Source organism: Bradyrhizobium sacchari (assembly GCF_002068095.1).
Taxonomy (GTDB): Bacteria; Pseudomonadota; Alphaproteobacteria; order Rhizobiales; family Xanthobacteraceae; genus Bradyrhizobium; species Bradyrhizobium sacchari.
This window is the reverse complement of record NZ_LWIG01000008.1, coordinates 1,453-18,414: the sequence shown is the minus strand read 5'-3', so window position 1 is coordinate 18,414 and position 16,962 is coordinate 1,453. Positions and strand designations below refer to the sequence as shown.

Here is a 16,962-nt window from a genome sequence, read left to right as displayed (position 1 = left end):
TCCTTTGCGCTACCTTTCGCGCAGCGGACCGCGGGTGCGAGGTCGGCACCCGGCCTTCCCTGCGCCCTCTTGGATTTGAGGGTGGAGCGATCAAGCAAAGCTCGGGCGAATTGCGCCGCGAGGATGCGAAGGCGTGTCTGAGATTCGAAATGTGTGTTGCTGGATGACGATGCTGCCCCTTGCTCCGTCATTGCGAGCGCAGCGAAGCAATCCAGAATCCCTCCGCGGAAAGACTCTGGATTGCTTCGCGGAGCCGTCATCGGGCCGCGCTTCGCGCGGACCCGTTGGCTCGCAATGACGATGATGAAGCAGTTACACAGATGCCGGTGAAACTATCGTCAAGCCTTGCCCTCGCTAACGCCCGGAAATGGCGCGGGCCTCAGCCCTGGCTTGCCACGCGCGCGCGGTCGCGATGCTCTTCGATCTTGGGGCGGTCGCGGGTACGCTCGAAACTGGTGCAGAGCAGCTCGGTCTCCTCGAGCGAAATAGGAGCGCGATACAACCGGCACATGAACTCGGCGGTTGCGCGCCCCTTTCCGGCGGCCGGACCGACGCCCGGACTGCGTTCGGCGAGAAACATGCAGTCCCGGCAGATGCTGGCGTCGAGCCGTTGATGCGCGGCGTCGAGGTGATTGAGGATCTCCCGCAGCGAGTCGCGCAAGCGGATGCACTCGTCGTTCCCGAGCGCCGTGACCGCATTCACCACATGGTTGATCGGATCGTGCTGGCTGAGGCACTTCTCGCCCTGCGCGGTGACGTGGAGCACCACGGAACGCTTGTCCTCATGCGATGGCTTGCGCACCAGGAAGGACTTGCTCTCCAGCGTCTTCACGATCTGCGATGCCGTCGCCCTGGTGGCGCCGATGAAGCCGGCGAGCGCGGACGGTGTGCGCGAGAACCTGTTGGCGCGGCCGAGAAAGCGCAACGCCATCCATTCCCGATCGCGCAATCCATGCTGATTGCCTTCGAAATACCAGGCCCTCGCCGCCTGGACCAGCAGCTCGACGGCCTCTCTTGCCAATGGCATGGATTCCTACCTCGCCCCCGGAACTTCGTTTGCGGCGTCCCGAAGCCGCTTTCCGCCATGGCGCACGAATCTGTCGCAAGAAGCCTGGCGACCGTCGATGACCGACAGCTGCGTCGTCTCAGGCTCCTGTGCGAAGGCTTGGACTGCTGGTCGTGCTGCTCGGACCGAAGCGCGCCACGGAGTCCGGCGCGAGAGACTATGTCGTTGATGGAATGCCAACCGCGACGCCGTCGAACGCAAGCCCGAGTTGCCGTCACTGCCGGACGATGGATCGGAATTGTTCAACCGAAGCCCCTGAAGTTCAAGTCACACGCAGAAGTTTCTTATCTTCCGACGAAACGATGAATGAGCTTCTCAACAAAATCAAGTAGAGACCCTCCCGGAGACTGGATGTCGTCGCAGGCGAATGTAACGTTCAAGACAATCTCGCTTTCAGGGACACATGATAGTGAACGCAATACGCTGTCCCGCGAACAACATGCGCGCAACTATGCGACGGTTTGATTGCACGGTGTGCTGATGTCTGCCGTTGGTGCAGGTTGATCGAAGCTTGTGCATGACAGAGGCGATCTGCGTCGACGAGTCATCCACAACTTGTGCAATCTGCGGGAGTTTCGGTCGAGGGAACCTACAGGAATTGCACGCGGCGGTTGCTGCTGCCGCGATTCGGAGAATCGATCGTTCGCTCGCCCGCGGCACGGCCCGCCCATGCTCCTCCGAACGGGTGAAGCACGCACGAAACGGGGGCTATGGCAGCCAGCCGCCGGCCACGTGGCGGCATGCGCGATCGGCTGGCGAAATAACGAGCAGGGCGAAATCGCGGGCGCTGCGCGCCAGTCCGGCCTGCTATTCGCCCTTGAGCATGTCCCGGAGCTCGCGGAACGGGTCGGCGCTCGGCGCTGCCGAGGCGTCCTGCCGCATCGCGTTGTAGATTCGCGGAACCATGTCGACCGCCTGGTCGAGGCCGGAATCGCGCCCGGACTGGTATCCGCCCATCAGGCGCAGGTCGCGGGTGTCCTCGTATTTCGCGATCAAGGTGCGCAGCTTGCTCACCAATTCGCGTTCCTCGGGGTCCCAGACGTTGTGGGCGAGCCGCGAGACGGAGGCCAGGACGTCCACGGCCGGATAGCGGGCCTGGTCGGCGATGTGTCTGGAGAGCACGATGTGTCCGTCGAGCGTGCCGCGGATGGTGTCGGCGACCGGCTCGTTGTGATCGTCGCCGTCGACCAGCACGGAGAAGATGCCGGTGATCGTTCCGGATCCCTCCTCGCCGGGGCCGGCGCGCTCCAGAAGGCGCGGCAGATCCGTGAAGACCGTGGGTGCGTAGCCGCGCGCGACTGCGGGCTCGCCGGCGGCGAGCGCGACCTCGCGGGCCGCGTGGGCGAAGCGGGTAATCGAATCGACCACGAGCAGGACCGATTCGCCCCGGTCGCGGAAATATTCGGCGACCGCCATGGCCGTCTTCGGTGCCAGTCGCCGCATCATTGGGCTCTCGTCTCCCGTCGAGACGATGGTGACGGCGCGGTTGCGGTTGGTGCCGAGCACGTCCTCGATGAATTCGCGCACCTCGCGGCCGCGCTCGCCGACCAGGGCCAGCACGACGGTGTCGAAGCCCTGGCTGCGGGCGAGCATTGCGAGCAGCGTCGACTTGCCGACGCCGGAGCCGGCGAAGATGCCGACGCGCTGGCCGGCGCAGATCGGTGCGAACAGGTCGATGACGCGCACGCCGGTGCGCACCGGCTTGTGGACGCGCGCGCGCTTCATGGCCGACGGCGCCTCGGCCTCCGCAGAGACGGCGCGCGATCCCGGCGTGAGGGGACCCTGTCCGTCCAGGGGGGCGCCGAGCGCGTTGATGACGCGGCCCTTCCAGCTCGGATCGGGCGCGAAAGACAGGGGTGGCATCCGGTAGGCGACCGAGCCGAGGCCGGCGCCGAACTGCCGGTCGAATGGCTTGGCGATGATGCCCTCGCTGTCGATCCGCACCACCTCGCCGATCTGGGGCTTGCCGCCGGAGTTGACGCCGATCAGCTCACCAAGCCTGACGAAGCGCGACAGGCCGGAGACGCGGAAATGCGTCGGCGCGATCTCCGAGATCGCGCCGCTGACGCTGGCCAGGGGAGTGCTCTGCTGAAGCTCCAGCAGCGCCCACTCGAGTTGCCGAAGAGCGTTCAAGGAAACCGTCCACCCTCACTGCGCACGAGGCGCACTCTACCTGCAAGATCTATTTACCGGGCTCGCCCAGCGTCCGGATTGCGTTCTGGAGCGAGCTCTCGGTGCCCTCGATCATCGAATTGGTGCCGTCGAAGGCGCGCGAAGCCGCCATCAGCTTGGTCAATTCCATCATCGGATTGGCGCCGGAACCCTCGACATAGCCCTGCTTGAAGCCGTCGCGGGAGAAATCGGCGATCGCGGTCGCCGGCCGGTCGGGCGTGACGCCGGAATTGCCGTAGCGTTCGAGATTGGCATCAGCGGGAATGTTGAACAGACCGATCGTGCCGATCTCGTTGTTGTCCTGGGTGATCGCGCCGCTGCGCGAGATCGAGACCGGTCCGCCGTTGGGGTCGAGCGTGATCTGCGCGCCGCCGGCATCGATGACGGGGAAACCGGACACCGTCTGAAGGTCGCCGTTGGCGGCGATCTGGAGGCGGCCGTCACGCGTATAGACCGTACCGTTCGGGCCGGCGAAAGCGAGCCAGCCCTGTCCCACCACGGCGACGTCGAGCGGATTGCCGCTCTCGGTGATGCTGCCTTGCTCGCGCGAGATGACGTTGTCGCCGGGCGAGGAGAACGCGACCGGGTTCGCGCCGGCCTTGGACAGCACGGTCTCGAATTTCACAACGTCGGTGCGGAACGCCGCCGTGTTGACGTTGGAGACGTTGTTGGCGATCGTCTGGAGGCGCTTTTCGAGGGCCACCTGCGCCGACAATCCCACATAGAGAGCCGATTGCATGACTTACCTGTTGAACTTGATGTTCTGAAGCGTCGTGAGCACGTTGGTGTCCAGATTGACCGACGCCGCGGCGCCGGCGATCAGGACCAGCGCGGGATTGGTCGAGCTGTCGGCCTGGGCCTGGGTCGCGTCCCACATCGCCGCGAAGCGCTGCACGAATTTGGTGACCTTGGTCGGGTCCTGGAAATCGGTGAGATCGATCTTGTCCGTGATCATCTTGGCCTGGGCATCGATGTCGGACGAGCTGATCGTCGCCGACCAGCCCATCGCGGTCTGCACCACCTGCGTCAGCGCCTTGTCGGCGAGGATCTGGTAGGCATTGGTGATCGTGGAGGCCTTGCGGGTGAAATAGAGCGCCAGCCGCAGACCTTCGTTCTGGTCGCCGGCCTTCTCCTCCAGCGTCTGCGTGACGTATTGCGTCGCCGTGCCGGTCGTGGCCGCCGTGGTCTGGGTCGCGTGGTCGCCGAGTGCGGCGAAATTGAACGCGGTCGCGAATTGCCGGTAGCGGGAGTCGGTGAGCTTGTTGGCGAAGGCGTCCTTGTCCGAGACCCCCTCGGTCAGCACCTTGCGCATGAACGCCTTGGCGTAGGTCATGTCGCTGAGGCCGTAGGCCTTCATCGCATAGGAGTAGAGGCGGTAGTCCTTCAGGAAGTCGTCGATCGTCTTCACATTGCCGATATGGCTGAGAAAATAATCGGTCTCGCGGCTGACGTCCGGCTCCTGCGCGACCTGGGTCATCGACTTGCCGAGGTCCGTGGTCAGTCTGGTATAATCCGCGATGGTGGATAGCATGACACGCGTCCCTCGGCCGCAATTGCGACATCGTCCCAAGCTGCCGCGAATTGCTTGCGCGGGGCTGGCGCTGCGGGAAGCCAGCCTCGCGCAAGGCTCGCCGACTAGATATTTCCGGTGGGATCGGCGATGGAGCGGCGCGTTGGGCAGTTTCGTGGGGATTTTCATCACGGTAGCGGCGCTGCTCGGTGGATTTGCCGCCATGGGCGGGCACCTGGCCGTGCTCATGCAGCCGTGGGAATTCGTCATCATCATAGGCACCGCGGTCGGCACCTTCATCCTGGCCAATCCGTGGAAGACCGTGGTCGACACGGGGGTCGCCTGCATGCAGGCGATCACCAATGCGGTGCCGGGACAGCGCTATTACCTCGACCTGCTCGGGGCGCTGCACGCCCTGATGCGCGAGCTGCGGGGCAAGGGGCGCAACGAGGTGGAGGCGCACATCGACGATCCCTCGTCGTCCGAGATCTTCAAGGCCTTCCCCAGCGTGCTCGGCGATCCCTCGCTGCTCCAGTTCATCTGCGACTATGTCCGTCTCATCATCATGGGCAACGCGCGCACGCACGAGATCGAGGCGCTGATGGATGAGGAGATCCACACCATTGTGAAGGGCAAGCTGGCGCCTTACCATGCGCTGGTGACGGTGTCCGAGGCGATGCCGGCGCTCGGCATCGTCGCCGCGGTGCTCGGCGTCATCAAGGCGATGGGCGCGCTCGACCAGTCGCCGAAGCTGCTGGGCGGCTTCATCGGTGCGGCCCTCGTCGGCACCTTCGCCGGTATCTTCATCTCCTACGGCGTGCTTTCGCCCTTCGCGATCAAGATCAAGATGACGCGAGAGAAGAAATGCCGGCCCTACATCATCGTCAAGCAGACGCTGCTGGCCTTCATGAACGGAGCCATGCCGCAGATCGCGGTCGAGCACGGCCGCAAGATGATCTCGAGCAGCGAACGTCCCTCGATCGACGTCGTCGAGAACGAGACGATCGCGGGTCCCAAGGCCGTCCCGAGCGAGGCTGAACCGAAGGCTGCGCGCGCATGACGATGGAAGACGTCGAGGTCGATCAGCGGAAGCAGCTGCCGAACTACCTGCTGGACGCGGCGGGTATCTCCATCGAACGCATGCCGATGCTCAATGTGATCTTCGATCGCATGGCGGCATCGTGCACGGACAGCCTGCAGCCGATGGCGGGAACGCCCTGCTATTTTTCGGTCAACGGCATCACCAACGACCCTCTCGGTGACATCATCAAGGACTACGAGGGCAACGCGGTGGCTGCCGTGCTCTATGCCGAGCAGTGGGATTCGCGCGTCATCATCATGCTGGATCGCGACTTCGTGTTCACGATGGTCGAGGCGATGTTCGGCTCCGACGGCGCCGAGCCGCCGCTCGACGTCGAGCGCACCTTCTCGAACATCGAGATCCGGCTGGTCCAGGCGCTGTTCGAGCGGTTCGCCAAGGCACTGCAAGGCGCCTTCGCCGGCACGTCCAACGTCACCTTCCGTGTCGAGCGGGTCGAGACGGCCATGGCGTCGCTGGCGATCGGGCGCGCCAGCAACATGTCGATCTGCGCGAACATGATGGTGCAGGCGCTATATCGCGGCGGCCAGATGTTCCTGATCATTCCGCACTCCGCGCTCAACCCGCTCAGGCAGAAGCTCGCAACTGTCACCGCCAGCGACGGCCGCACGACCGATCCACGTTGGCGCGAGCAGATGGAGAGCGAGGTCAACAAGACCGAAGTCACGTTGACTGCCGTGCTCGACGAGAAGATGGTGACCCTCGGCGACGTCGTGAAGTTCCAGGTCGGGCAGGTGCTCGAGCTCGAAGCCACGCCGCGCACGCTGGCCCGTCTCGAAAGCAATAATCAGGTGCTGTTCTGGTGTCAGATCGGCCAGCTGGATGGTTATTACGCCATGCAGGTGTCCGATCCCGTGGATCAGAAGCGGGAGTTCGTCGATGATATCCTATCTCGTTGATGCCGTGCTGCTCATTGCCCTCGCCTTCACCAGCATGCGGGTGACCAAGATGCACCGCGAGCTGGCGCGGTTGCGCAGTTATCAGGGCGAATTCTCGACCATCGTCCACGAGACGGCGGGCGCCTTCGACACGGTCATCACCGCGGCGCATGACTCCACTGCGAATCTCGGGCGGCTCGCCAACGTGCTCAGCGCGAAGATCGACCAGGCTCACGAGGCGATCGCGGCGCTCGATGCCAGGAGCGGGCTCGCACCGGCCGCGGCCGCCGGCGGCGCGGACGTGAACAAGCACTGAAGCGCGGACTGACGGAATAACGACGATCGGGACGCCGCAGCGCGTTCCGGGAGTGGAAATACCAAGAGGCGATACCAAATGGCGCAATCCTTCGACTACGAGTCTGCATCTGCATCGGACGAGGCCGAGACGTCTCCGCTGGAGCGGCTGGCGGAGATCGCCCAGCGCACGGCCGAGGAGACCGGCAAGTTCGCCAATGTCGACGCCATCCTGCGCATTCCCGTCACCATGCAGGTGGTGCTCGGCTCGGCGACCATTCCGGTGGCGAACCTGATGAAGCTCGGCCGTGGCGCGGTCGTTCCGCTCGATCACCGGGTCGGAGAGCCCGTGGACGTCGTCGTCAACGGCCGCATCGTCGCCCGCGGCGAGGTGGTCGTGGTCGAAGAGGATAATTCCCGCTTCGGCGTCTCGCTCACGGAGATCGTCGGGCCGCTGGGGCAGGGTGATACCTGACCATGGCGGCACCGGTCGGCATTGCTCCCGCCAAGCAGCGAGGCGTTACCACGCTGGGCGGCACGGAAAAGGTCGCCGCGCTCCTGCTGGCGATGGGCCGGCAGGCGGCCGCGAGCGTGCTTCAGCAGTTCGAGCCGCAGGAGATCCGCATCGTCACCAAGGCGGCGGCGGAGCTGCGGCCGATCACCGCGCAGGAGCTCGAGGGAATCGTCGAGGAGTTTGCCCAGCAGTTCTCGATGGGCGCGAACATTCTCGGCACGCTCGGTGGCCTGGAAGCCGTGCTCGGCGACGTGCTTCCCGCCGACCAGGTCTCGGCAATCATGACCGACCTGCTCGGCAATTCGAGCCGCTCGGTCTGGGACCGCGTCTCGTCGGTGTCGGAGAATTCGCTGGCGACCTACCTGTCCAAGGAGCATCCGCAGACCGCGGCGCTCATCCTGTCCAAGGTCAAGCCGTCCTGCGCCGCCAAGGTGATGAGCCAGCTGCCGTCGAGCCTGCGCAACGAATTGATGCGGCGCGTACTGAGCCTCAAGCCGATCGTCGACGACGCGATGAAGGTCCTCGAGAAGACGCTGCACGAAGATCTGACGCTCAATTTCGCCCGCAACCTCGGCGCCGACACCTACGCCCGCGTCGCCGACATCATCAACAAGATGGAGCGCGGCCACATCGAGGACATACTGAAGAGCCTGTCGGAGAAGCGACCGAAGTCGGCCGAAGTGCTGAAGGAACTGCTGTTCACCTTCGACGACGTCATCAACCTGGCGCCGAAGGCGCGCACCATGATCTTCGATCAGGTTCCGACCGACCGCATCGTGGTCGCGCTGAAGGGCACCGACAGGCATTTCCGCGAGCTGATCCTGTCCGCGGTCGCCTCGCGCGTCCGCCGCGTCGTCGAGGCCGAGCTCGCGATCGGCGAGCCGTCGAACCAGCGCGACGTGCTCGAGGCGCGCCGCGTGATCACCGATCTCGCCCTCGACCTCGCGGAGAAGGGTGAGATCGAGCTCAACCCCGACCAGGAGGATGAGCTGGTCTTCCGCTGACCGCTGAACGGGCATGGCAGAAACATCCGATCAGGAGAGCAAGACAGAAGAGCCGACCGAGAAGAAAGTCCGCGATTCGCTCGAACAGGGCAAAATTCCGGTCTCTCGGGAGGCATCACTCTTCGCCTCGATGGCCGCGCTGATGGTGATCCAGGCATTCCTGATCGGCCAGGGCGTGCAGCAATTGGTGCCGACGCTGAAGGGGCTGCTCGACGATCCCGAGGGCTATCCCCTCAGTACCGGGGCCGACGTCCAGAACCTCCTCATCGTGGTGGGGCTGCAGGCGTTCCGATTCCTGGTGCCGCCGCTCGTCATCCTGGTGGTGTTTGGGCTAGCTGCGTCGTTGCTGCAGAATGCGCCGCGCCTCGTGCTGCAGCGTATCGCGCCGGACCTGTCGCGGATCTCACCGCTCGGCGGCTGGAACCGGCTGTTCGGAACGCAGGGCCTCGTCGAGTTCGCCAAGTCGCTGTTCAAGCTCGGCTCGGTGGGCGCCGTGGTGGCTTTCGTGCTGCGCTCGTCCGAAGCGAAGGCCTTCGAGGCGATGTACACCGATCCGGTGGCGTTGCCGGAGATGATCCTCAACATCGCCATGCGGATCGTCTCGGCCATTTGCATTGCGACCATCGTCCTGGTCGCGATCGATCTCGCCTGGGCACGCTTCCACTGGCGGCGCCAGCTGCGCATGACCAAGCAGGAGATCAAGGACGAGCACAAGCAGGCCGAGGGCGATCCGCTGGTCAAGGCGCGCCTGCGCTCGCTGGCGCGCGATCGCTCACGGCAGCGGATGATCGCCTCCGCGTCGCGCGCGACGCTCGTGATCGCCAACCCGACCCACTTTGCGATCGCGCTGCGCTACAAGCGTGAGGAAAATCCGGCGCCGCTCGTGGTGGCCAAGGGCATGGACGTGATCGCGCTGAAGATCCGCGAGGTCGCCGAGCAGAACAGGATTCCGGTGATCGAGAACAAGGCGCTGGCGCGCGCACTCTACGAGGCCGTTCAGGTCGATCAGGTCATTCCGGCCGAATTCTTCCGGCCCGTCGCCGAGATCATCTACTTCCTGCAGTCGAAGCAGGCACCGCGTCCCGAGAAGGTTCAGTAGATTTCCGAGGATGGTGCTCCGCCCAACAGCTTGACGAAAGCTTAACGCCCTAGGGTTCTCCCGAATGGACCGGAATGGGGCTGTCGTGGGACCGCTTTATCTCTTCGAACTCGCATCGTCGCAGGCGCGGTACCTCGAACTCCGCCAGTCGACCATCGCCACCAACGTCGCCAACGCCAATACGCCCGGTTTCAGGGCGCGCGACGTCGAGCCGTTCAACAAGGTGCTCGACACGGTGCCGGTCAGGCTTGCGACGACGTCACCGTCGCACCTGCAGCTGTCAGCGGCCGAGACCGACACGCGCGCGATTGCCAAGAAGGACAGCTGGGAAGTGGTTCACTCCGGCAATTCCGTCAGTCTCGAGCAGGAAATGATCAAGGGCAACGACGTCAATCGCGACTATTCGATGAATTCGGCGGTCGTGCGCTCCTTCCATCGCATGCTGCTGTCGAGCGTGAAAACCTGAGGTGAATTGACATGCTGGACGCACTGAGCGCCTCTCTGACGGTTGCGAGTTCCGGGCTCGAGGCGCAGTCGACGCGCATGCGCATCGTCTCGGAAAACCTGGCCAATGCGACGTCGACCGGCCGCACCGCCGGCGCCGATCCTTATCAGCGAAAGACGATCACGTTCGACGCCGCGATGGACCGCGCCTCGGGCGCGCAGCTCGCGAAGGTCAAGGAAATCGGCGTCGACACCACGCCTTATCGTGTCGAGTACGACCCGGGGCATCCCGCCGCCGACAAGGCCGGCTACGTCAAGATGCCGAACGTCAACATGATGATCGAGATGGCCGACATGCGGGAAGTCAACCGGTCCTATGAAGCCAATCTCCAGGTCGTGAAGCAGGTGAGATCGATGCTCGGCATGACCATCGACCTTCTGAGGAGCTGACAATGCTTGAGGCGATTTCATCCACCGCGATTTCCGCGGGCCATGCGGCCTCCCGCGCCACCGAGGCGCAGGCCGTCTCGCCCGCTGCGACGGCCCCGGTCCAGGCTGGCGACGATGTCGGCTTCGAATCGGTGATGAAGCAGGTGACGACCGACGCGATCGGCACGCTGAAGGCGGGCGAGGCGGCGTCGATCTCGGCGATGCAGGGCAAGGAGTCGACGCGGAAGGTCGTGGAAGCATTGATGTCGGCCGAGCAGGCGTTGCAGACGGCGGTCGCGGTTCGCGACAAGGTCGTGCAGGCCTACCAGGAAGTCGTCCGGATGTCGATTTGATCTGAAGGAGTGACCTAAGTGAAATCGCTCGCCATTGCGGCCACGGGCATGAATGCCCAGCAGACCAATATCGAAGTCATCGCGAACAACATCGCCAACATCAACTCGACGTCGTACAAGCGGGCGCGCGCCGAGTTCACCGATCTGTTCTACCAGATGGACCGCATGCAGGGCGTCTCGAACGTCAATGGCTCCTCGCCGATCCCGGAAGGTGCCAATCTCGGTCTCGGCGTCAAGTCGGCGGCGATCCGCAAGCTGCACATTCAGGGCGCGCTGACGCAGACCGGCAATCCTTACGATCTCGCGATCAACGGCCGCGGCTGGTTCCAGGTGCTGGGCCCCAACAACGAGGTGCAATACACCCGCGCGGGTTCGTTCAACGTCAATGCCAACAGTCAGCTCGTCACCACTGACGGTTATCTGCTGGACCCCGCAATCACCATCCCGCAGGGAACGGTCGAGGTCACGGTCAATGCTACCGGCCAGGTATTTGCCAAGCTGGATACGGAAGTGAATCCGCGGCAGATCGGCCAGCTCAATCTCGCCAATTTCGCCAACGAAGCGGGTCTCGAACCGCTGGGCAGCAATCTCTATCGCGAGACCACGGCGTCCGGCACGCCGGTCGTCGGCCTGCCGGGCGATGCCGGCTACGGGAAGATCAACCAGAAATATCTGGAAGCCTCGAACGTCGATCCCGTCAAGGAAATCACCGAGTTGATCTCGGCGCAGCGCGCCTACGAAATGAATGCCAAGGTCATCCAGGCCTCGGATGAAATGGCCTCGACCGTATCGAAGGGTCTTCGCTAGTTCCGGTGTGTCCATGTTGAACAGGGTGGGCCTGATCGTGCGCGGGTTGGCCGCCGTGCTCCTGGTTCTCGTCTCCGCGCGCGTCGCTGTGGCAGAGGAGAAGCGGCTTCCCGTGCCGGCCGTCTCGATCCGAGCCGGCGAGCTGATCCGGGACGACATGATCACGGAGCGGACCTTCGCGCCGAACCTGCTCGGCGTTGCCATGTTCATCGAAGGGCGCCAGGTCCTGGTCGGTCGCATGGCCCGGCGCGCGCTGCTGCCGGGCCAGCCGATCCCGACCAACGCGGTGGAGGACCCTTGGACCGTCGCCCGCGGCGCCCAGGTCAAGGTCGTCGTCGAGGACAGCGGCCTGTCGATCGTCACCTACGGCTCGGCGATGCAGTCGGGTGCGGCCGGCGCGCTCATCCCGGTGCGCAACACCGATACCGGCGTGATCATCAGGGGCGTTGTCCAGCCGGACGGCACCGTCAAGGTCGTGGACGGGTCATGACCAGAGTCCTGCTCGCGCTCGTCCTGCTCCTTTGCGCCGCCACCGCCGAGGCCGCCGTCCGCATCAAGGACATTGCCGACATCAAGGGTCTGCGCGAAAACCAGATCGTCGGCTATGGCCTCGTCATCGGCCTGAACGGCACCGGCGACACGCTTCGCAATGCCCCGTTCACGGAGCAGTCCCTGCAATCGATGCTCGAGAATATGGGCATCAACGTCAGGAACGAGACCACGAGCACCACCAATCCCGCGCGTCCGACCACGCTGCGCACGCGGAACGTCGCGGCCGTGATGGTGACGGCAGACCTGCCGCCCTCGATCGGGCCCGGCGAGCGGATGGACGTGACAGTGTCCTCGCTCGGCGATGCGACCTCGCTGCTCGGCGGCACGCTGGTGATGACATCGCTGCGCGCAGCCGACGGCGCGGTCTACGCGGTGGCGCAAGGCGCGGTCACGGTTGCCGGCTACAGCGTGGGGGGCCAGGCCCAGAGCGTCAGCCAGGGAACGCCGACCGCCGGTCGCATTCCAAACGGCGCCTTGGTCGAGCGCGAGGTGCAGGGAAGCCTCCACGAAATGGAATTCCTGGTGCTGGAGCTCAAGAATCCCGACTTCGTCACTGCGACGCGCATTCTGGACGCCGTCAATCGCTACGCCGGCGGCCGCTACCGGTCGCAGATCGCCTTCGAGCGCGACTATCGGACTATCGTGCTGTCGAAGCCGCGCTATGTCGGCCCGGTCCGCTTCCTGGCGGAAATCGGCGAGCTGACCGTCGAGCCGGACACGCCGGCGCGGGTGGTGATCAACGAGCGCACCGGCACCGTCGTGATCGGACGTGACGTGCGGATATCGACGGTTGCGGTGACGCACGGCAATCTGACCGTTCGCGTCACGGAGATGCCCGTGGTGTCGCAGCCGGCGCCGTTCTCGCGAGGCCAGACCGTGGTCGTTCCCCAGACCGTGGTCGAGGCCAACGAGGCGGGATCGCAGGTGGCCATTTTGAGCGGCGTCGATCTCCAGCGCCTGGTTCGCGGCCTGAACCAGATCGGCCTCAAGCCATCAGGCATCATCGCTATTCTCCAGGCGATCAAGACGGCCGGTGCGCTCCAGGCTGACGTCATCGTCCAATGATGCATAAGCGTCGTGCAAGCTTGGTCGCTCATTGCTCAAGTCTCGACCGAGAATCGCACGCGGCCCGATGCTGAAGCTGGATCACAAAGCCAAACTCCTCCTGCTGGTCGCGGCCGCGGCACTCGCGGGCAGTTCGCCCGTGCTCGCGCTGGATGAGGCCAAGCCGTCGAAGCCGCTCAACCTGCTGTCCTTCGCGCGTGCCCGCGCGCCGGGACCGCAGAAGCCGGCTTCCGCGTCGCCGATACCGGGCGAAAATGCATCGACCCGGGCGACCGCGTGGGCGGCCGAAGATTCCGGGCCTGCGACCACCGGCGCAGTGCCGGCACCCGAGCCTCCTGCCCCTGCTGCACGTCCGGCGGCGCCGCCAGCTGCGCCCGTCCGGCCCGCCAAGCCCGGCAGTGTCACGGCGCCGTCGAAGCCCGCACCGCCGCAGGCTGCCGTGTCTGCGGACAACGAGGTCGCCCTGTTCTGCAGCAACGTGGCTGATCCCGCCGTCGATGCGAGGCTGGCCTGGCAGATCAAGGAACTGGAGAAGGCAGAAACCCAGCTCCGCGAGCGGATCGCCGAGGTCGAGGCCAAGCGCGCCGAATACGAGAAGTGGATGGCGCTGCGCGACGACTTCCTGAAGAAGGCCGAGGCGCAGGTCGTCGAGATCTATTCGAAGATGAAGCCGGACGCGGCGGCTACCCAGATCGCCGGCATGTCGGACGAGACCGCCGCAGCCGTGCTTGCCAAGCTCAGCCCGAGGAGCTCGAGCGCAATTTTCAACGAGATGGATACGGCGCGCGCCGCGCACCTTGCCGACGTGCTCGGCGGAATGCGCCGCGTGGATGACGGAAAGAACAAATAGATGAAGAACCTGATCCTCATCCTGTCGCTTTTGATGCTTGCCGGATGCGTCGGCGACCCGGCCGAGGTCCTGACCGGTCCGCGATTGTCGCCTGTCGGCAGCGGCCTGAGGACGCAGGCCGATCCGATTCCGGTGACGCCGCGTCTGCACACGCCCGTCAGCTACCGTTCGACTTGGGATGACGGAACCGATCTCTACCGCGATCCGCGCGCCCGGCGCACCGGCGACGTCGTGACGGTGATCATCTCGATGCAGGACAAGGCCAAGCTCGACAACAAGACCGACCGCTCGCGCGATTCGCAGATCAAGTTCGGGCTGGACTGGCTGATGGACGTCGCGGGATGGGCCGACAAGGGGCAAGCCAACGCCAACCTCAGCACCAACACCAAGATCAAGGGCAACGGCCAGATCGATCGCACCGAGGACATCAAGCTGTCCATCGCCGCGATCGTCACCGACGTGTTGCCGAACGGCAATATGATGATCAGCGGCTCGCAGGAATTCCGCGTCAATACCGAGATGCGCGTGCTCAATGTCGGCGGCATCGTGCGTCCGCGCGACATCTCGCGGACCAACACGATCTCCTACGACAAGATCGCCGAGGCGCGCGTGTCCTATGGTGGTCGCGGAAACCTGTCTGACGTGCAGCAGCCTGGATGGGGGCATCGGATCTATGACACCGTGGCACCGTTCTGAGGTTCATGGCAGCATGACCGCGCCGCGAGGGCAGGGGATGCCATGCGCCTGATTGCGGCCGTCCTGGCGCTGACCCTGGTCGCGATCGCTGCCGGCGCACTTGCCGGCCTGCATCTGTTTGCGGCCGCCGAGCGCGTCGCCGACGCGAAGAAGAGCGCCACGCCGCCGCCGATCGCGTCGAGCTACGCCGGCAGCGCCCGGCTCCGCAAACTGTCCCCGATCGTGACCAATCTCGCAGCGCCGGCCAACAACTGGGCCCGCGTCGAAGCCTCCATGGTGACGGAGAGCATGAGCGACGAAGATGCAGGCATCCTGGCCGCCCATATCAGCGAGGACATCGTGACCTATCTGCGCTCTTCGTCGGTCACGCAATTCGAGGGATCGCGTGGGCTCCAGCATCTGCGCGACGACCTGACCGAGCGCGCCAATATCCGCTCGTCGGGCAAGGTCCGCGAATTGATCATAGAGACGTTGGTGATCCAGTGAGAGTGAAAGTCCTGCTGCTTGCGTTGCTTCTGGCCGTGCTGCCCGAGGTGGCGCTCGCCCAGATCCCGGACCTCAACTCGCTGCTGCCGCCCGGCAATGGCTCGACCAGCGGCCGCATCATCCAGCTGATGGCACTGATCACGGTGCTGTCGGTGGCGCCGGGACTGCTCATCATGGTGACGAGCTTCACGCGATTTGCGGTGGCGCTATCGTTCCTGCGCTCCGGTCTCGGCCTCCAGACAACGCCGGCCAATCTGGTGCTGGTCAGCCTCGCGCTGTTCATGACCTTCTACGTGATGGCGCCGACCTTCGACCGCGCCTGGGAGAGCGGCGTCCAGCCTCTCATGAAGAACGAGATCTCGGAAGAAGAGGCTTACCTGAAGATCACCGATCCGTTCCGCGAGTTCATGCTGGCCCATGTCCGCGACAAGGATCTGCAGACCTTCGAGTCGCTCGCCGCCGAGAGCTTTCGCAAGAAGTTCGACGACAAGCGCATCGATCTGCGCGTGATCATTCCGGCCTTCATGATCTCCGAACTCAGGCGTTCGTTCGAGATCGGCTTCCTCATTATGCTGCCGTTCCTCGTGATCGACATGATCGTGGCGACGCTGACCATGTCGATGGGCATGATGATGATGCCGCCGACGATCCTCGCGCTGCCGTTCAAGATGCTGTTCTTCGTGCTGATCGACGGCTGGAACCTGCTCGCCTCCGGACTTGTGCGCTCGTTCTCGTAACGACCGCCGGCCGATGGGCCGGTTATGGTTAGCGAGAAGTACCGGCTTATGGTTACTGGAGGGTAACGGTAACCATATGATTTTGCTGGTAAATTCAGGCCGATATTAATCTCGGCGCAAGATTCGACGTGCTAGCAATACGGCACGGCGGGTTGGACATCACCCACATCAGTCCAAAGGCATGATGCCGCCCCTCCGTACCGGTGAAAGCCCGGTATGTCCCCTCGTGAAAATGTAACGCGTACATAAAGGGACATTCGCAATGTCAAGCCTGCTTACGAACTCGACCGCAATGACCGCGCTCCAGACCCTGCGGTCTGTCAGCTCGCAGCTCTCCACCACGCAGACCCGCATCTCCACCGGCCAGCGCGTGTCGACCGCTGCGGACAACGCGGCCTATTGGTCGATCGCGACGTCGATGCGCTCCGACAACGCTGCGCTCTCCGCGGTCTCCGACTCGCTCGGTCTGTCGGCCGCGACCGTCGACACCGAATACACCGCTCTGAACACGGTCATCGGCGACAAGGACTCCGGCCTGACCAAGCTCCAGGCACTGTTGGTCGAAGCCAAGACCGCGGGTATCGACCGCACCAAGATCCAGGCGGACGTCACGCAGATCCAGGCGCAGTTGAAGTCGACGGCGAATTCGGCGACGATCAACGGCATCAACTGGCTGAGCATCGACACCTCGACCGGAACCACGGCGACGCCGACGAGCTTCAGCCTGGTGTCGTCGTACTCGCGCGTCGGCAGCACGCCCACCATCGGCTCCATCACGGTGACGACCGCCACCTTCGCGCTCTACACCGTCAACGGCGCAACCAAGACCGGTATCCTGGATACGGTGACCGGCAACAGCACGACCGGCTTCGCCTCGGTCGACACGATCGCCATCGGCTCGCTGACC

The 16,962-nt window shown here is 64.4% G+C and carries 21 protein-coding genes; 17 read left to right on the top strand and 4 right to left on the bottom strand.

Going from position 1 to position 16,962, the window contains the following annotated elements; genetic code table 11:
* Positions 1 to 379: 379 nt before the first annotated feature.
* From A5906_RS11255 to A5906_RS11240, 4 genes are all read right to left on the bottom strand, one after another.
* Positions 380 to 1,027 carry a MarR family winged helix-turn-helix transcriptional regulator gene (locus tag A5906_RS11255; protein WP_080135294.1) on the bottom strand — a complete coding sequence of 216 codons (648 nt, stop codon included), beginning with the start codon at positions 1,025 to 1,027 and terminating at the stop codon, positions 380 to 382.
* Positions 1,028 to 1,873: 846 nt separating this feature from the next.
* Positions 1,874 to 3,199, bottom strand: coding sequence for a flagellar protein export ATPase FliI (fliI, locus tag A5906_RS11250; RefSeq protein WP_080135293.1), 1,326 nt, complete (start codon positions 3,197 to 3,199; stop codon positions 1,874 to 1,876).
* Positions 3,200 to 3,248: 49 nt separating this feature from the next.
* Complete coding sequence (gene flgF / locus A5906_RS11245; RefSeq protein WP_080135292.1) at positions 3,249 to 3,977, bottom strand: flagellar basal-body rod protein FlgF; 729 nt, start codon at positions 3,975 to 3,977, stop codon at positions 3,249 to 3,251.
* Positions 3,978 to 3,980: 3 nt separating this feature from the next.
* Positions 3,981 to 4,715, bottom strand: coding sequence for a DUF1217 domain-containing protein (locus A5906_RS11240; RefSeq protein ID WP_430642373.1), 735 nt, complete (start codon positions 4,713 to 4,715; stop codon positions 3,981 to 3,983).
* 196 nt (positions 4,716 to 4,911) lie between these two features.
* Between A5906_RS11240 and motA the strand changes: the two genes are divergently transcribed.
* From motA to A5906_RS11155, 17 genes are all read left to right on the top strand, one after another.
* Complete coding sequence (gene motA / locus A5906_RS11235) at positions 4,912 to 5,808, top strand: flagellar motor stator protein MotA (RefSeq protein WP_080135290.1); 897 nt, start codon at positions 4,912 to 4,914, stop codon at positions 5,806 to 5,808.
* On the top strand, positions 5,805 to 6,746 hold the full coding sequence (locus A5906_RS11230; protein ID WP_080135289.1) for a flagellar motor switch protein FliM: 942 nt from the start codon (positions 5,805 to 5,807) through the stop codon (positions 6,744 to 6,746). The genes motA and A5906_RS11230 overlap by 4 nt, the downstream gene beginning before the upstream one ends.
* Positions 6,727 to 7,041 carry a hypothetical protein gene (locus A5906_RS11225; RefSeq protein ID WP_080135288.1) on the top strand — a complete coding sequence of 105 codons (315 nt, stop codon included), beginning with the start codon at positions 6,727 to 6,729 and terminating at the stop codon, positions 7,039 to 7,041. Before A5906_RS11230 ends, A5906_RS11225 begins: the two co-directional genes overlap by 20 nt.
* Before the next feature lie 78 nt (positions 7,042 to 7,119).
* The gene (fliN, locus tag A5906_RS11220) at positions 7,120 to 7,494 is read left to right on the top strand and encodes a flagellar motor switch protein FliN (RefSeq protein ID WP_080135287.1); all 375 of its coding nucleotides are present in this window, start codon (positions 7,120 to 7,122) and stop codon (positions 7,492 to 7,494) included.
* Between the two features lie 2 nt (positions 7,495 to 7,496).
* Positions 7,497 to 8,537 carry a flagellar motor switch protein FliG gene (locus A5906_RS11215; RefSeq protein ID WP_080135286.1) on the top strand — a complete coding sequence of 347 codons (1,041 nt, stop codon included), beginning with the start codon at positions 7,497 to 7,499 and terminating at the stop codon, positions 8,535 to 8,537.
* Positions 8,538 to 8,550: 13 nt separating this feature from the next.
* Positions 8,551 to 9,636, top strand: a complete 1,086-nt coding sequence (flhB, locus tag A5906_RS11210) for a flagellar biosynthesis protein FlhB (RefSeq protein ID WP_080135285.1) — start codon at positions 8,551 to 8,553, stop codon at positions 9,634 to 9,636.
* Between the two features lie 64 nt (positions 9,637 to 9,700).
* Positions 9,701 to 10,102: a flagellar basal body rod protein FlgB gene (gene flgB, locus A5906_RS11205; RefSeq protein WP_080135284.1), complete on the top strand. Its 402-nt coding sequence runs from the start codon at positions 9,701 to 9,703 to the stop codon at positions 10,100 to 10,102.
* A gap of 11 nt (positions 10,103 to 10,113) precedes the next feature.
* Complete coding sequence (gene flgC / locus A5906_RS11200) at positions 10,114 to 10,530, top strand: flagellar basal body rod protein FlgC (protein ID WP_080135283.1); 417 nt, start codon at positions 10,114 to 10,116, stop codon at positions 10,528 to 10,530.
* Between the two features lie 2 nt (positions 10,531 to 10,532).
* Positions 10,533 to 10,862, top strand: coding sequence for a flagellar hook-basal body complex protein FliE (gene fliE / locus A5906_RS11195; protein ID WP_080135282.1), 330 nt, complete (start codon positions 10,533 to 10,535; stop codon positions 10,860 to 10,862).
* An 18-nt stretch (positions 10,863 to 10,880) separates the two neighbouring features.
* Positions 10,881 to 11,669: a flagellar basal-body rod protein FlgG gene (flgG, locus tag A5906_RS11190; RefSeq protein WP_080135281.1), complete on the top strand. Its 789-nt coding sequence runs from the start codon at positions 10,881 to 10,883 to the stop codon at positions 11,667 to 11,669.
* Between the two features lie 13 nt (positions 11,670 to 11,682).
* Positions 11,683 to 12,159: a flagellar basal body P-ring formation chaperone FlgA gene (gene flgA / locus A5906_RS11185; protein WP_080135280.1), complete on the top strand. Its 477-nt coding sequence runs from the start codon at positions 11,683 to 11,685 to the stop codon at positions 12,157 to 12,159.
* Positions 12,156 to 13,286 (top strand): flagellar basal body P-ring protein FlgI, encoded by a 1,131-nt coding sequence (gene flgI / locus A5906_RS11180; RefSeq protein WP_080135279.1) that lies wholly within the window; start codon positions 12,156 to 12,158, stop codon positions 13,284 to 13,286. The genes flgA and flgI overlap by 4 nt, the downstream gene beginning before the upstream one ends.
* A 67-nt stretch (positions 13,287 to 13,353) precedes the next feature.
* On the top strand, positions 13,354 to 14,136 hold the full coding sequence (locus A5906_RS11175) for a MotE family protein (protein ID WP_080135278.1): 783 nt from the start codon (positions 13,354 to 13,356) through the stop codon (positions 14,134 to 14,136).
* A complete protein-coding gene (gene flgH / locus A5906_RS11170; protein ID WP_080135277.1) occupies positions 14,137 to 14,832 on the top strand; it encodes a flagellar basal body L-ring protein FlgH in 696 nt (231 codons plus the stop codon). It begins immediately after the preceding gene.
* Positions 14,833 to 14,874: 42 nt separating this feature from the next.
* Complete coding sequence (locus A5906_RS11165; protein ID WP_080135276.1) at positions 14,875 to 15,318, top strand: flagellar basal body-associated FliL family protein; 444 nt, start codon at positions 14,875 to 14,877, stop codon at positions 15,316 to 15,318.
* A complete protein-coding gene (gene fliP / locus A5906_RS11160; protein WP_080135275.1) occupies positions 15,315 to 16,055 on the top strand; it encodes a flagellar type III secretion system pore protein FliP in 741 nt (246 codons plus the stop codon). The genes A5906_RS11165 and fliP overlap by 4 nt, the downstream gene beginning before the upstream one ends.
* Positions 16,056 to 16,317: 262 nt before the next feature.
* The coding region (locus A5906_RS11155; RefSeq protein ID WP_245326679.1) for a flagellin N-terminal helical domain-containing protein at positions 16,318 to 16,962 on the top strand (645 nt) is incomplete at its 3' end.

Bases quoted from the DNA above. Each gene is read 5' to 3' on its own strand.
- fliN (WP_080135287.1), top strand. From the start codon at position 7,120: ATGGCGCAATCCTTCGACTACGAGTCTGCATCTGCATCGGACGAGGCC.
- A5906_RS11165 (WP_080135276.1), top strand. From the start codon at position 14,875: ATGCGCCTGATTGCGGCCGTCCTGGCGCTGACCCTGGTCGCGATCGCT.
- A5906_RS11230 (WP_080135289.1), top strand. From the start codon at position 5,805: ATGACGATGGAAGACGTCGAGGTCGATCAGCGGAAGCAGCTGCCGAAC.
- A5906_RS11240 (WP_430642373.1), bottom strand. From the start codon at position 4,715: ATGACCCAGGTCGCGCAGGAGCCGGACGTCAGCCGCGAGACCGATTAT.
- flgC (WP_080135283.1), top strand. From the start codon at position 10,114: ATGCTGGACGCACTGAGCGCCTCTCTGACGGTTGCGAGTTCCGGGCTC.
- flhB (WP_080135285.1), top strand. From the start codon at position 8,551: ATGGCAGAAACATCCGATCAGGAGAGCAAGACAGAAGAGCCGACCGAG.
- fliE (WP_080135282.1), top strand. From the start codon at position 10,533: ATGCTTGAGGCGATTTCATCCACCGCGATTTCCGCGGGCCATGCGGCC.
- A5906_RS11215 (WP_080135286.1), top strand. From the start codon at position 7,497: ATGGCGGCACCGGTCGGCATTGCTCCCGCCAAGCAGCGAGGCGTTACC.
- flgI (WP_080135279.1), top strand. From the start codon at position 12,156: ATGACCAGAGTCCTGCTCGCGCTCGTCCTGCTCCTTTGCGCCGCCACC.
- A5906_RS11175 (WP_080135278.1), top strand. From the start codon at position 13,354: ATGCTGAAGCTGGATCACAAAGCCAAACTCCTCCTGCTGGTCGCGGCC.
- flgF (WP_080135292.1), bottom strand. From the start codon at position 3,977: ATGCAATCGGCTCTCTATGTGGGATTGTCGGCGCAGGTGGCCCTCGAA.
- A5906_RS11225 (WP_080135288.1), top strand. From the start codon at position 6,727: ATGATATCCTATCTCGTTGATGCCGTGCTGCTCATTGCCCTCGCCTTC.
- flgB (WP_080135284.1), top strand. From the start codon at position 9,701: ATGGACCGGAATGGGGCTGTCGTGGGACCGCTTTATCTCTTCGAACTC.
- flgA (WP_080135280.1), top strand. From the start codon at position 11,683: ATGTTGAACAGGGTGGGCCTGATCGTGCGCGGGTTGGCCGCCGTGCTC.
- A5906_RS11255 (WP_080135294.1), bottom strand. From the start codon at position 1,027: ATGCCATTGGCAAGAGAGGCCGTCGAGCTGCTGGTCCAGGCGGCGAGG.
- flgH (WP_080135277.1), top strand. From the start codon at position 14,137: ATGAAGAACCTGATCCTCATCCTGTCGCTTTTGATGCTTGCCGGATGC.